This window comes from Phenylobacterium sp. (genome assembly GCF_965229015.1).
In the GTDB taxonomy this organism is placed as follows: Bacteria; Pseudomonadota; Alphaproteobacteria; order Caulobacterales; family Caulobacteraceae; genus Phenylobacterium.
Map to the genome: position 1 here is coordinate 1555191 of NZ_CBDDIM010000001.1, position 13896 is coordinate 1569086.

The following is a 13896-nucleotide window of genomic DNA, read 5'->3' on the forward strand; positions in this document are numbered from 1 at the left end:
CCGGTCAGCCAGGCCGGCGCGCCACCAGGTCGATCAGGGCCGACATCCCCTCGTGCCCCTCGCCCTCGTGGATGGGCGCGTCGTAGGCGCGCAGCTCCAGGATCTCCAGGTCGGCGAAGGCGCTCCGCAACATCGGCTCTGTATAGAGGTTCTCCGCCACGCGCGGCCCGCCCGTCCCATAGGCGATCTGCTCGGGGCGATAGCCCTCCAGCAGCAGCAGACCGCCGGGCTTCAGCGCGCGGCGCAGATTCGCGAAGATGCGGTCCCTCAGCTCGGGGCGCGCGAACTGGATGAAGATCGCCACCACAAGATCGAAGGCTCCCTCGGGCCAGGACCAGGCCTCGAGATCCGCCTGCTCGAAGGTCAGGGCCACGCCCCGCTCATCGGCCAGCCGCCGCGCCTTGGCCAGGGCGACGGCGGAGTTGTCGATGGACAACACCGACAGGCCCTGCTGCGCCAGCCAGACCCCATTGCGCCCCTCGCCGTCGGCCACCGCCAGGGCCCGCGCGCCCGGGACCAGCCGCGCCGACTGGCTCGCCAGGAAAGCGTTCGGCTCCACGCCGAAGACGTAGCCGGCCTGCGCATAGCGCTTGTCCCAGAGGTTCTCTGTCGCACTCATCCGTCGGTCCCGATCCATCCATGCCGCACCGGTCAAGAAGCCCGGCGATGGGCCGGCGCGCAAGCCGCATGCGTCCCCAAATCGGCGCGCCAGATTCTCCATTTGCAGAGGCGGTCCAAAGCGGTCTGATAGGCCATGATCAGATCCCTCGCCGCCGCCGCCTTCGCCGCCCTCCTCGCCACCTCGGCCCAGGCCGAGCCCACCCATGTCATGGTCCGCGCCCAGGCCCTCGACGCCAAGTTCATCGGCGACCATATGGGCGGCGTGCGCGTCACCCTGACGGACGCCCGCACCGGCGCCCTCCTGGCCAAGGGCCTGACCACGGGCGGCACGGGCGACACGCCGCGGATCATGAAGGCGACCAGGGTGCGGGGCGCCGATCTCGCCGACGCCGCGACCGCCGGCTTCCTGGCGACCCTGGACCTCAAGCAGCCCACCCTGGTCCGCGCGCAGGCGGAAGGGCCGGCGGGCCATCCCGCGGCCGCGATCAAGGTGTCCTCCAGCCTGTGGATCCTGCCCGGCCGCGACGTCACCGGCGACGGTTGGGTTCTCACCTTTCCGGGCCTCGTGATCGAGCCGGCCACGGCGCCGGCGGCCGATGGGGCGCTGCGGGTCACGGCCAAGGTCAGCCTGATGTGCGGCTGCCCCATCGAGCCGGGCGGCCTATGGGACGCCAAGAACTACGCGGTGACCGCCGTCCTGCTGCGACGCGGCCGCGCGGTGGCGACCGCCCCGCTCGTCTATGCCGGCCAGCCCAGCCAGTTCGCCGGCCTGCTGCCGAACGCACCTCCGGGACGCTACACCCTGCGGCTGATAGCCACCGACCGGACCACCCCCAACGCCGGCGTCGTCGAGCAGGCGTTGAAGATTCCGGACCGCCGCTGACCTTCGGCCCTGCGCATCCGAGACATCGCAAGGGCTGCTGAAGCGCCGCAGCCGAGTTGCGGATCAGGGTGACTGGCCCGTCGAGCACAAGACCACACGAGGCCTCTCCCTGCGGTCAGGACGGCGCCGACTTTACGCACTCATTCCACCGCCAGACAGACCGCCTTTAGGGACAGGTACTCGTCCAGACCGTGGCGGGAGCCCTCGCGGCCCAGGCCGGACTCCTTGACCCCGCCAAAGGGCGCGATCTCGGTGGAGATCAGGCCGGTGTTGAGTCCCACCATGCCGTACTCCAGCGCCTCGCTGACCCGCCAGGACCGGCTGAGGTCGCGGGTGTAGAGATAGGAGGCCAGGCCCGCCCGGGTGTCATTGGCCAGGGCGATCGCCTCGGCCTCGGTCTCGAAGACTACGATGCCGGCCACCGGCCCGAAGGTCTCCTCCTGGGTGAGCAGGGCCGAGCGCGCGACATGGGTCAGGACGGTGGGCGCGTAGAAGTTGCCCTCCCCCAGAGCCTTGCCGCCGGTGAGCACCGCGGCCCCGCCCTGGACGGCGTCAGCCACGTGCTTCTCCACCTTGGCCAGGGCCTTGGCGTCGATCAGCGGCCCCTGGTCCGTCTCGCCCTCCAGGCCGTCACCGACCCGCATCGCCGCCACCTTCGCCGCCAGCCCCGCCGCGAAGGCCTCGGCGACGCCCGCCTGGACGTAGAAGCGGTTGGCGCAGACGCAGGTCTGGCCGGTGTTGCGGAACTTCGACGCCAGGGCTCCCTGGACGGCGGCGTCGACGTCGGCGTCGTCGAAGACGATGAAGGGGGCGTTGCCTCCCAGCTCCAGGGACACCCGCTTGACGGTGTCCATGCACCGCGCGCCGAGCATCTTGCCCACGGCGGTGGAGCCGGTGAAGGTGAACTTGGCGATGCGCGGATCGGTGGTCAGCACCTCGCCGATGGGAGCGGCATGGCCGGTGACGATGTTGAACACCCCGTCGGGCAAGCCCGCCTCCGCCCCCAGGACCGCCAGGGCCAGCGCGGACAGGGGGGTCAGTTCCGAGGGCTTGAGCACCACCGTGCAGCCGGCGGCCAGCGCCGGACCCACCTTGCGGGTGATCATGGCGGCGGGGAAGTTCCAGGGGGTCACCGCCCCCACCACGCCCACGGGCTGCTTCAAGGTCAGGATGCGCCGATCAGCCTGGTGGCCGGGAGTCACCTCCCCATAGGCGCGCTTGGCCTCCTCGCCGAACCATTCGAGGAAGGCCGCGGCATAGGCGATCTCCCCGCGCGACTCCGAGAGCGGCTTACCCTGCTCGGCGGTCATCAACCGGGCCAGGTCCTCCTGATGGGTCATCATCAGATCGAACCAGCGGCGCAGCACCTGGGCGCGGGCCTTGGCGGACCTGGCGGCCCAGGCCGGCTGGGCGCCCGCCGCGGCCGCCACCGCCTGCTCGGTCTCCGCGCGGCCGAGATTGGGGATGGTGGCGATCGGCCGACCGGTGGCCGGGTTGGTCACCGCGATGGTCTCGGCCCCGCCGACCCAGGCGCCGCCGATATAGGCCGCCTCCCGCAGCAGGTCGGTCCGCGTCAGGGCCAGGCGGTCTAGTTCGAGCTTGGTGTCGGTCGTCATCAAACGATCCTCAGAGCATCTTCAAGGCGGTCCAGGCCCTCGTCCAGCAGGGCGTCGGATATGGTCAACGGATAGAGCAGGCGGATGGTCTCACCGTGGATTCCGCAGGACAGCAGAATAAGCCCCTCCTCCAGGGCCTTGGCGGTCACCAGCTTGGCCGCCGCGCCATCGGGCTCGCGTCCGCCGCGGGAGGTCACGAGGTCGAAGGCGATCATGGCGCCGGGCCCACGAATTCCGGCGATGGGCCGCAGGTCGTTGCGCGCCTCGAAGTCCGCCAGCCGCGCGCGGGTGCGCTCCCCCAGCGCCTGGGCCCGCGCCAGCAGGCCCTCCTCGGCGATGGCGTCCAGCACCGCCAGGGCCGCGGCGCAGGCGATCGGCGACCCGGCATAGGTCCCGCCCAGGCCGCCGGGCTCTGGGGCGTCCATCAGCTCGGCCCGGCCGATGACGCCGGCCAGGGGGAAGCCCCCGGCCAGCGACTTGGCCACGGTGATCAGGTCGGGCTTCACCCCGGTATGCTCCACGGCGAACATCTTGCCGGTTCGGCCGAAGCCCGCCTGGATCTCGTCGGCGATCAGCAGGATGCCGTGGCGGTCGCAGAGCGCGCGCAGGGCCTGCATGAACTCGGTCGGCGCGACGTGGAACCCGCCCTCCCCCTGCACCGGCTCCAGGATGATGGCGGCCACCCGGTCGGGCGCGGCGTCGGCGCGGAAGATGAACTCCAACGCTCTCAGGCTGTCCTCTGCCGTGACCCCGTAGTGCGGGATCGGGAACGGTGCGTGGTAGATTTCCGCCGGCATCGGCCCGAACCGATGCTTGTAGGGCAGCGCCTTGCCGGTGAGACCCATGGTCAGCATGGTCCGGCCATGGAAGCCGCCGGTGAAGGCGATCACCGCCGAGCGGCCGGTGGCGGCCCGGGCGATCTTCACAGCGTTCTCGACGGCCTCGGCCCCGGTGGTGAACAGGATGGTCTTGGCGGGCCCCTCGATGGGGGCGAGCGCATTCAGCCGCTCGGCCAGGGCCACATAGGGTTCGTAGGCCACAACTTGGAATGCGGTGTGGGTATAGCGCTCCATCTGGGCGCTGACCGCCGCCATCACCCCGGCATGGCGGTGCCCGGTGTTGAGGACGGCGATGCCCCCGGCGAAGTCCACATAGCGGCGGCCCTCGGCGTCCCAGAGTTCGCTGTTGTCGGCGCGGTCGGCGAAGATGGCGGTGGCGGTGGCCACGCCCCGAGGAATGGCGGCCACGCGCCGGGCTTGCAAAGCTGCGTTTGCGGACATGTCGAAAAACTCTCTTCTGGTCGGGATCAGGAAGTGCGGTCGAGTTGTCGCGCCGGGGCCAGGGCGAAGGCCGCCGACAGGCACAGGCCGGTCAGGGCCAGGGCCACGAGGCGTGGGAAATGGGTCTCAGCCAGCAGCACCGCCCCCAGGGCGGGGCCGGAGGCCAGGCCCAGCTTGGAGAAGAAGCCGGCCAGGGTGGCGATCCGGCCGCCGGGGTCGAAGGCGGCGCAGAGACCAAGCAGGTAGGGGATGACGAAGGCCCAGACCACGGCGGTCAGGACATTGGCCACGACGAACAAGATGGGCAGGTCGCTCCGCAGGAAGGCCAGGGTCCCCGCCAGGGTGACGAGGGCGCCGATCAGGATCGGCCAGAACCGTCCCCAGCGCAGGCCGATCACCACCACCAGCACCGAGCCCAGGGCCCCTATCCAGTTGGCCGCCGCCAAGGTGCTGCTGATGAACGGGCCCGACAGGCCGTAGAACCGGCCCAGCCCGATCACATAGGCCGACAGGGCCATGTTGGCGGCCTGGAACAGGAAGACCGCCACCAGGGCCGAGGCCAGGGGCGCCCAGCGCACCAGGCCGCCGGCCTGGGCGACCGGCGCCGGCCGGGGCCGCGGGGCGTAGTCGGCCAGGAAGGGCAGCATCAGGGCCGCGGCGACGCTGAAGGCCGCCAGGCTGAGGAAGAGGACCGGGGTTCCGAAGGTGGGGACCAGGCCCGGCAGCAGCAGGAGGCCCAGCCCCCCCAGACCGAACTGCACCACCAGCAGCATGCCGAAGGTGCGGTCGGGCGCCGCCGTGCGCGCGATGACGGCGAACCCCACCCCTACCAGGAAGCCGCCGATCAGGCCGTGCAGGAAGCGCACGATCATCAGCACGCCGGCCGTGGTGAGCTGGGTGGAGACCAGGTCCGTCGCGATCAGGGCCAGGAGCAGGCCGAACGCCACCGGCTTCCAGGAGATTCTCGCCACCACGAACACCGCGGCGAGGGCCCCGAGCGCCGCGCCATAGACGTTCAGCGAACCCACGAGGCCCGCCGACCGGGCCGAGAAGCCCAGTCCGTCCTGAAGCCCGCTCACCAGGGCGGGCATGATGTTGACGTAGAACAGGCCCGCCGTGGCGATGAAGGCCAGCAGCACGCTGGCCACCAGCCCGTCGGGGGCCGCCTTGGGCAGGGCGAAGCGGCGGCGGGGCTGGTCAGTCATGGCACAGGGCTTTCACGGCGTTGGCGGACCCCGCGGCCGGACCCCAGTCGAAATGGGACTCGTCGCCGATGGCGTAGAACACGACGCCGTTGGGAAAGAGCACGATGGAAATCCCGCCATAGCCGGACAGGAAGGGGGTCCAGACCGGATGGGCGCAGCCCACCAGATCGGCGATGTCGCGGGCCCAGACGCCGTGGCTGTAGCGCAGTCGCGCCGAGCCTGCGGCCAGGCCGCCCTCCAGTCCGGGTCGCTGCAGGGCCTCGCCGATCAGCCGCGGAGAAAACAACCGATCCTGTTCCGCCACGTTGGCGGGCGACAGGAAGACTCCCAGGCGGGCGACGTCGTCGCGCCGCAGGAACAGCCCCCAGCCGACGAACGGCTGGCCTCGCGCGTCCAGGGTCCGCCGGGTCTCGTCCAGGGCGGGGCTAAGCTTCAGGTCTCGCCAGATCGGGCGCAGCACGGTGTCGTAGAGGTCCCCGGGCGTCGCCGCCTGCAGCGCCGTTCCCAGCAGGTAGCTGTCGGACGTGCGGTAGACCCAGGTCGCCCCCGGCGTCGCGCGGCGCGGGTAGCGACAGGCGTAGGCCAGCTTTTCGGCGTGGGTCCGAGTGATGAAGAAGGCGCCGGCGGCGTTCTCGTCGGCCTCGAAGGCCGCGGAATCGTAGTGGCCGCTGGCCATGTCCAGCAGGTCCAGCAGAGCAACCCCGCTCCAGGCGCCGGACACCCCGCAGGCCGGGACAAGGTCGGTCAAGGCTCGGGTCGCCAGGCCGGGCGCCAGGCGCTCCAGACGCATGAGGCCCAGTCCACCCACCAGGGTCTTGGCGGTGGAATAGGACGGCAGGGTTCGCCCTTCGCAGAAGGAATCCTCGCCGAACCGGGTCTGGCAGGGCGCCGCATAGTTCACCCCGTCGGCCACCACCCCGTAGACTGCCTGATTGTCGCCAGCCGCCCGGGCCAGGGCCGGGAGATCGACGCCGGGATACCTGTCGGCCAGCCCCGACAACGGCCGGACGGGCAGTTGGGCCGCGCGGTTCTCACGGTCTCGGGCGATCAGACCCTCGCGATCCGGCGCCCCCCCGGGGGTGAAGCCCATCGTCCGGGGCGCCGCCCAGGCGTCGAACTTTTCATAGAGGCAGGTCTCCGCCCCCAACCGCACCTGGGCGGTCCTGGGCGCGCCGGCAGAGCTGAGCGTCAGCCGCAGCAGGCCGTTGTGCGCACAGTTGGCGTTGCGTTCGCGCAGCGCCACCGGCAGGACGGCGACATCGCCCTCGGCCCCGGCCCAGACGCGGCCGGGCCCCGCCGACCAGTCCCAGTATCCCGCAGCCTCGCCGTTGACCGGCGCGGGGATCAGCCGGTCGCCATCCTGGACCAGATCGAGGGTGAGCGCGGGCCAGGCCAGGCGGGGATCGGGGCCGCTCGGGGGATCGTCATCCCGCAGCCGGGTCAGGCCGTTCGGGCGCGGGCCGAAGGTCAGGGTCAGTCGCCCCTCCAGCCGCGCGGCCGGCGCCGCGGCCTCCGCCGGCGGCGTGAAGGCCGGCATCGGCAGGGGCCCGTCGGCCAGGGCCGCGATCACCCCGAGGATGGCCAGGACGCTCACGGCAGGCCTTGCGCCCGCAGGCTCTCGGAGAGCGGCGCGAGGCCGGCCTCATAGCGCCGCCAAAGGGTCAGCGAGTCCCGGTAGATCGGCCGGCGCACCTGGGCCGCGCTGGCGGTGGCCGCCGGCGCGGGATTGGCGTGGAAGTCCAGGCAGGCCGGGTCCCAGTCCAGATTCAGATCGGCAAGAAGCCGCCGGCTCTCTCCCTCCTGGTCCTCCACCAGGGCTTCGTAGTCGATCTCCACCAGGCGGCCAGGCAGGACGGTCCGCCAGTGGTCCATCAGCCGATGATAGGCGCCGATATAGGCCCCCAGATCCGACTGGCTGTAGGAATAGGGGCAGCCCGTGCGGAACAGGGTCTTCAACAGGGCGTAGCCGTTGTCCATCGGGTCACGGCGCACATGGACGATCCGCGCCTGCGGCAGGCTCAGCGCGATCAGGCCGATATAGAGGTAGTTGGCGGGGGTCTTGTCGATCAGCCGCGGGGCGGCCCGGCCATAGGACGACAGGCTATCGAGATAGGCCTGGCCGAGAGCCCCGAAATCCATCTTGGCCGAGCGCGCGACCAGGTCGCCCTTCCCGCTCGCCGGCCCCACCGTTCGCATCAGAGAGAGGGCGAAGTCGCTGATCTCCCCCAGGCTCTCCACCTGTGGGTGGGCGCTGAGAATCCGGTCAACCAGGGTGGTGCCCGAGCGCGGCAGGCCCAGGACGAAGATCGGGCCGGTCGACCCGGGTATCGAGTTCGCGCCAGCCATGACAGATGCGTCGAAGGCCGCCGCAATCTGGCTCATGGTCTCCAGGTCGGCCTCGACGCGATAGCTCAGTTGCCCACGCCGCCGCGCGGCGCCGCGGGCGAGCCAGGTCCAGGAGGCGTCATGTCTCCCCAGGTCCTCCAGCTCCTTGGCCAGGGCGTAACAGAGGGCGGCCTCGGCGGCGGGATGGCGGGCGCGGGCGATCGCCGCCTCCAGCGCCGCGACGTGGTTCTCGGCGGGCGTCCAGCGCCGCAGGGTCGCGCGGTTGTAGAAGGCGTCGGCGTCGGTGGGGTCCAGCGCGATCACCTGATCGAAGGCCGCCTCCGCCCCGGCCAGATCGCCGGTGGCCACCAGGGCCGAGGCCAGGTTGTAGACCGCGCCCGGGTCAGCCGGAGCGAGCTCGGCGGCGCGGCGATAGCATCGCAGCGCCTCGGAGAACCGGGCGTTGGCCAGGAAGATCTCGCCGGCCGCCTGCAGCCCCCGGGCGTCGCCCTGCAGCTGGGGCTCCAGGGCCAGCAGGCGCTGGTCAGCCTCCGCCCGCCGTCCGGCATGGACAAGCGCCCGCACGGCGTCCAACGCCCCGCCCCCCGATGGGGAGGCGGGGACGCCGATCGTTCGTGGGGCGCCTGGCGTCGTCATCGTCTCAGAACGGATAGTCGAGGGTCAGGCCAACGGTGCGCGGCAGGCTGATGAGGTCCTTGGCGCCATTGCCGTAGTAACCCGACGCCGGATCGGTCCCCATGTAGCTCTCCGTGAACCGGCCCGTGACGCCGTCGGCGTTGAAGATGTTCTTCACGAACAAGGTCGCCGACCACTTGTCGAAGGTGGCGGTGGCCGAGGCGTTCCAGATCTGGAACGGCGGCAGGCCGACGTTGAGGCGGGTCGAGGTGGTCACCGCGTTGCGGGTCTCCGACTGGTAGTAGCCGCTCAGCCGGCCGGTCAGCAGCACTCCATTGGACAGGGTGGCGCTGCGGTCCAAGGCGACGGTGACCGCGTGCTCGGGCGTGCCCGGCAGCCGCGCGCCCTTCAGCGCCACGGGCCGGACCCCGCCGGTGGGCGGATAGGCGTTCTCGGTCAGCTGGGCGTCGGTATAGGTGTAGCCGACGCTGTAGCGCGCGCCCGCCAGACGACCCTCGATCTGCGCCTCCAGCCCCTGGGAACGGGCCTTGCCGCCATTCTGGGCGACGAAGAAGCCCCAATTCGGCGTGACGGTGTTGATCTGGATGTCCTTCCAGTCGACGTAGAACAGGGCCGCGTTGTAGGTGATCCCGTGGCTGACGCCCTTGAGGCCGGCCTCGTAATTGACCACCCGATCGGGTCCGTACTGCTGCCAGCGGGCGTCCTCCGCATAGCGCCCGATCGTCGGCACGGCGTTGGCTCCGCCCCGGCGATAGCCCTCAGACACCGTGGCGTAGGCCAGGCCGCGCTCGCCGTATTTCCACGACAGGTTGGCCTTGAACAGCGCCTTGCTGTCGGAGGTCTCGAACCGCGCATTGGTGGGCGCCGAGAGCGAGGTGTAGACCGGCACGTCCATGAAGGTGCGGCTTTTGGATTCGTTGTCGAACCACCGCACGCCGCCGGTCGCCTGGAGGCGATCGTTGAAGTGGTAGGTCAGCTCGCCAAACAGGGCCTTGTCGGTGAAGTCCTCGCGCCGGTCATAGGCGAAGTCTTGATCTGACTGCACCTCGGCGGCGAAGGCCGGATAGGCGGCGTTCCACCAGCGCTTGAAGCCCCGAAGGTAGCTGGCCTGGGTCGCCCCCAGCTTCTGCTTCTCGTAGAAGCCGCCCAGCACATAGTCGATCGGCCCCTCGGTGTTCGACACCAGCCGGATCTCCTCGATCACCGCCTCGTCCGAATAGGTCCGCACCGCCGAGGCCATGGGCCGGGGGAAGTTGTAGTAGAAGGAGAGCCAGCCGTTCTTGGCGTAGTAGCCGGTGTTCTCGCTGACGCTCTCGCCATGGTGATCGTAGGACGAGGTCGACGAGGTCAGGGTGGCGAAGCCCAGGTCGATGGTGGCCTCAAGCGAGGTCAGGCTGACGTCCCGCGACGAGGGCTCCAACTGCACGGATCCGTTGTCGTACTCACCGTAGGTGCGGCCAAAGCCGTCCTTGCCGCGGGTCACCTGCCGACGACCGCCCACCTCATCGGACTGCCGCGCGTAGGAGAGTGTCAGGTCCAGCCACTCCGTAGGTTGCAGGCGCAGGGCGGCGCGGCCGTACTTGATGTCGACGGTGTCGGCGTCCTTGCGGCTCTCATAGGAAGCCGCCGGCGAGAGGACGCCGGACGGCGCCAGGGGAATACCCGCGGCGTCCAGCTTGTAGACGTTCACATAGTCCGTCAGGCCGGGATAGTCTTGGAGGCTGCCGGTCAGGCGGAGAGCCGCTTTCTCGCCCAGGGGGATGTTCACCGTGCCGTCCGCCGCCCAGCCCACGCCGCCGGAGCCGTCGACCTGCGAGGCCGTGGCGCTGACCTTGCCGCCGAACTCGCCGAACTGCGGCGCCTTGAGAATGTAGCGGATCGTGCCGCCCAGGGAGCCGGACCCGTAGAGCGTCCCCTGAGGTCCACGGAGCACCTCCACGCGGTCGATGTCCTTCAGAGCGAAGTTGGCGAACAGCGGGGTGTCGTTGATATAGCTGGACACCGGGGCGACGGCGGAGACCGCGTAGTCGCCGAGAATGGCGCTGTCGACATTGAGCCCGCGGATCTGGATGCTGTTGGAGACCCCCTGGTTACGATAGCCACGATCGACCACGGACACCCCGGGGACTGAGCGCAGCAGCTCGGCGGCGTTCTGCACCTTGGCCTGGTCGATGGCCTGCCCCGAGACCGCCGAGATGTTGTAGGGCACGTCCAGGACGAAGGCTTCCCGCCGGGTGGCGGTGACCACCACCTCGGTGACCGTCGTGTCGGCAGCTGGTTTGGCGGCGACCTGGGCGAATGCCTGGGACGCGACGAGAGACAACGACACTGCGGTCGTCGTCATGAGTACGGTTCTGAACATCTACCCCTCCTCTTGATCTTGATTGGCGCCGCCCTGCGGCTTCTCCAGCGGCCCCAGCGCGGCGAGGGCCGGCGATGAAGTCCCCTCGCGATAGGGCGGGAAGCTCGGCGGGCCGTCGCGGAAGCTCTTCAGGGTCTGACCCAGGCCGTGCCATCCGCGTTCGCGGACCCGCCGCACGTAGCCGAGGTCGAGTTCGAGGCCGATCACGTCGCGGCCTGACCCGGCCTCATAGACCGGTTCGCCCCCGGGGCCGTAGACCGCCGAACGGCCGTTGCCGAGGTGGCCCGCGGTGTTGATGTCCACGAAGTAGCATTGGTTCTGGGCCGCGCTGGCGCGGGCGATGGAGAGCTCGACATCGCGGTCGACGGTGTTGGTCATCCCCGGATGCAGGATAACCTCGGCGCCCATCCAGGCCAGGGTGCGGGTGGTCTCGGGGAACCACATGTCGTAGCAGATGGAGACCCCAATCCGGCCGATACCGGGCATGTCGAAGGTCATGCACTCGGTCCCCGCCGCGACCCCGGTCTCGTAGGGACGGAAGGGGTAGATCTTGCGGTATTTCAGGACGACGTCGCCGTTCGGGTCGATCACCGGACAGGTGTTGTAGATCTTCCCGTCGACCCGCTCGAAGATCGAGCCGCCCAGCAGCCAGACCCGATTGTCGCGGGCGATGCGGCGCAGTCGTGTCTCCGCCGCCCCGCCCGGATCCTGGGCGTAGTCCACCGAGGGGCCGTAGACGCTGAGTTCCCCCAGCAGGACCAGGTCCACCCAGGACAGCCGGCGCTTGGCCGCGGCCACCTCGTCGGAGATTCGATCCAGGTTGTCGCCGGCTTGCAGGTCCAACTGGAGGCCCGCGATGGCCAAATGCGACATGGAGAAATCCCTCACCCGAACGACGATGACGCCACGGTGAAGGTCGTGGACGGACAAGCGTAGGACCAGATTGGCTCAATCTATGGGGCCAGATTCCTCCCATGCCAGGGATCAGGTCAGGCCGTTGGCCTTGATGATGCCGCGGTTGAACAGCAGGTGATCGTCTCGGTACCAGCGGATCTGGTCGCCCTCCACCACCGTGAGGAAGCGGGCGGTTTCGCCATAGGACCACTCGGTCCAACGGCGGCACCAGTAGTCGCCCTCCATCCACCAGACGCCCACATCGCAGTCCTCGTGGGCGTAGCCGGCCCGGCCCACCAGCCGGCCGTCGGGCAGCACGTCCACCTCGTAGGGATCGCCATAGACCGTGCGGCACAGCAGCTTGGCTCCGGACATCAGGGCGCGAAGGGGCTCGCCCGGCATCCAGGCCCGCGCGGCGGGGTCCAACCGGTCCAGCCCCGGCTGGGTCAGGCTCTTCACGACCTGGGCCAGGACGGCCACCCCTTCACGGATCCGGTCGGTAGGGATGCCGGTCACTCCCATCCGAAACCGGTTCACCGCCTGTGTGGGGGTGGAATAGAACCGGTCCGCCGGCTCGATCAACACGCCGCGCTTGGCGGCCTCGTTGGCCAATTGGCGCGCCGACAGGTCGGGCGGCCCCTCCACCCACATGGCCGAACCATTGGAGCGCGGGTCGATCGCGACGAGCTGCGGCAAATGGTAGTTCAGGGCGTCCCGCAGGGCGTTGAGCCGTTCCCGCAGCACCCGATGCTGGCGGCCCAGATTGGCGTCGTAGTGACCGAGCGACAGGAAGAAGGCGGCGGTCCGCTGGGCCGCGCGGGGGGGACAACCGGACACCAGGGTGCGCAGGCGGCGCAGTTCGCGGATCAGCTCGGCGTCAGCGACGATGAACCCCAGGCCGAGTCCGGGGCTCAGCACGTCGCAGAGATCGGCCACATAGATCACCCGTCCCGAGCGATCCATGCTGCGCAGGGCCGGCGAAGCCTGGGCCGCGAATCCGCCGCTGGCCGCCAGGTCGTGCTCGATCACCAGCAGGTCGTCGGCCTCGGCCCGCTCCAGCAAAGCGCGGCAGCGGGAGGCGGCCAGCCGCGCGCCCGTGGGGTACTGACAAGCCGGGGTGACAAAGACCAGGCTGGCGGCCGCCAGCCGGTCGTCGACAACCATGCCCTCGGAGTCCACCGGCAGATGGATCAGATCGGCGCCCTGCAGGCGCAGGACCTGGGTCAGGTCGGGCAGGCCGGGCTCCTCCACCGCCACCGGCGCGCCGCGGCCGACGAAGGCCCGCACCAGCAGGCTGAAGGCCTCCCGCCGCCCGCCCACCACCAAGACCTCCTCGCTCCCGGCCTGCAGGCCGCGGCGCGGCAGGATCTTGGTGCGAATCTCATGGACCAGGCGTGGGTCGTCCAGTTCGCCGCCATCCTGGCTCCACTCGGCGAACTCCCTGGCGTTGAGGGTGGAGCGCACCGCGTCGCGCCACTCCGGGCCTGGCGCCAGGGAGGCGTCATAGGCCCCGTCGAGGAAGGGATAGGGATTGAGCTCCCAGCTCGGTGGCGGCCGGCCCTCCACGTCCACCCGCACCACGGCCTGCAGTCGTGACCGCCACGGGGCCGCGGCGATCACCGGCCGGTCAGCCCGGTCGCGACCCGGACGCACCGCCTCGAACAGGGCGTCGCTGACGAAGACCCCGCTACGCTCGCGGCCCGTCAGATAGCCGTCGGCGATCAGCTGCTGATAGACCAGGGCCACGGTGTTGCGCGCGATGCCCAGGTCGCCCGCCAGGCGCCGCGACGCCGGCATTCGGGCGCCCGGCTCCAGATTCCCCGACACAACCGAGTCGATAATCCGCTGCCGCAGCTGTGTCTGCAGCGTCTGCGGACCGCCCTGGTCCAGATAGAAGACGACCTCGGCCAAAGCACCCCCGAGCGGAAGACTGGCCCCAGCTTAAACCCTGATCTGGCTCCATCCCAACCCCTATGACGCATCAGGTAGCCGATGCGACGCCGGGTCAGACCTTCAGACACGCCGGACCCTGCACGGTGATGGCGACAAGGCC

General features: G+C 70.2%; 10 protein-coding genes. 1 reads left to right on the plus strand and 9 read right to left on the minus strand.

Annotated elements, in window-relative coordinates:
* Positions 1–4: 4 nt before the first annotated feature.
* Positions 5–619: an SAM-dependent methyltransferase gene (locus ACO06I_RS07770; RefSeq protein ID WP_421932002.1), complete on the minus strand. Its 615-nt coding sequence runs from the start codon at positions 617–619 to the stop codon at positions 5–7.
* 135 nt (positions 620–754) lie between these two features.
* Between ACO06I_RS07770 and ACO06I_RS07775 the strand changes: the two genes are divergently transcribed.
* Positions 755–1504 (plus strand): hypothetical protein, encoded by a 750-nt coding sequence (locus tag ACO06I_RS07775; protein WP_421932003.1) that lies wholly within the window; start codon positions 755–757, stop codon positions 1502–1504.
* Between the two features lie 140 nt (positions 1505–1644).
* Here ACO06I_RS07775 and ACO06I_RS07780 read toward each other — a convergent pair whose 3' ends face one another.
* The 8 genes from ACO06I_RS07780 to ACO06I_RS07815 form a co-directional block, all read right to left on the minus strand.
* Positions 1645–3120 carry an NAD-dependent succinate-semialdehyde dehydrogenase gene (locus ACO06I_RS07780; RefSeq protein WP_421932004.1) on the minus strand — a complete coding sequence of 492 codons (1476 nt, stop codon included), beginning with the start codon at positions 3118–3120 and terminating at the stop codon, positions 1645–1647.
* Positions 3120–4400 carry a 4-aminobutyrate--2-oxoglutarate transaminase gene (gene gabT / locus ACO06I_RS07785; RefSeq protein ID WP_421932005.1) on the minus strand — a complete coding sequence of 427 codons (1281 nt, stop codon included), beginning with the start codon at positions 4398–4400 and terminating at the stop codon, positions 3120–3122. The genes ACO06I_RS07780 and gabT overlap by 1 nt, the downstream gene beginning before the upstream one ends.
* Positions 4401–4426: 26 nt before the next feature.
* Positions 4427–5605: an MFS transporter gene (locus ACO06I_RS07790; RefSeq protein ID WP_421932006.1), complete on the minus strand. Its 1179-nt coding sequence runs from the start codon at positions 5603–5605 to the stop codon at positions 4427–4429.
* Positions 5598–7199: a serine hydrolase gene (locus tag ACO06I_RS07795; RefSeq protein WP_421932007.1), complete on the minus strand. Its 1602-nt coding sequence runs from the start codon at positions 7197–7199 to the stop codon at positions 5598–5600. Before ACO06I_RS07795 ends, ACO06I_RS07790 begins: the two co-directional genes overlap by 8 nt.
* Positions 7196–8515 (minus strand): sulfotransferase, encoded by a 1320-nt coding sequence (locus ACO06I_RS07800; protein ID WP_421932008.1) that lies wholly within the window; start codon positions 8513–8515, stop codon positions 7196–7198. The genes ACO06I_RS07795 and ACO06I_RS07800 overlap by 4 nt, the downstream gene beginning before the upstream one ends.
* A gap of 76 nt (positions 8516–8591) precedes the next feature.
* The gene (locus ACO06I_RS07805) at positions 8592–10931 is read right to left on the minus strand and encodes a TonB-dependent receptor (protein WP_421932009.1); all 2340 of its coding nucleotides are present in this window, start codon (positions 10929–10931) and stop codon (positions 8592–8594) included.
* 18 nt (positions 10932–10949) lie between these two features.
* On the minus strand, positions 10950–11822 hold the full coding sequence (locus ACO06I_RS07810) for a carbon-nitrogen hydrolase family protein (RefSeq protein WP_421932010.1): 873 nt from the start codon (positions 11820–11822) through the stop codon (positions 10950–10952).
* Positions 11823–11933: 111 nt separating this feature from the next.
* Positions 11934–13754: a PLP-dependent aminotransferase family protein gene (locus ACO06I_RS07815; protein ID WP_421932011.1), complete on the minus strand. Its 1821-nt coding sequence runs from the start codon at positions 13752–13754 to the stop codon at positions 11934–11936.
* Positions 13755–13896 lie beyond the last annotated feature (142 nt).

Coding starts and splice junctions, on each gene's coding strand:
- ACO06I_RS07775 (WP_421932003.1), top strand. CDS start 755: ATGATCAGATCCCTCGCCGCCGCCGCCTTCGCCGCCCTCCTCGCCACC.
- gabT (WP_421932005.1), bottom strand. CDS start 4,400: ATGTCCGCAAACGCAGCTTTGCAAGCCCGGCGCGTGGCCGCCATTCCT.
- ACO06I_RS07810 (WP_421932010.1), bottom strand. CDS start 11,822: ATGTCGCATTTGGCCATCGCGGGCCTCCAGTTGGACCTGCAAGCCGGC.
- ACO06I_RS07780 (WP_421932004.1), bottom strand. CDS start 3,120: ATGACGACCGACACCAAGCTCGAACTAGACCGCCTGGCCCTGACGCGG.
- ACO06I_RS07770 (WP_421932002.1), bottom strand. CDS start 619: ATGAGTGCGACAGAGAACCTCTGGGACAAGCGCTATGCGCAGGCCGGC.
- ACO06I_RS07790 (WP_421932006.1), bottom strand. CDS start 5,605: ATGACTGACCAGCCCCGCCGCCGCTTCGCCCTGCCCAAGGCGGCCCCC.
- ACO06I_RS07805 (WP_421932009.1), bottom strand. CDS start 10,931: ATGACGACGACCGCAGTGTCGTTGTCTCTCGTCGCGTCCCAGGCATTC.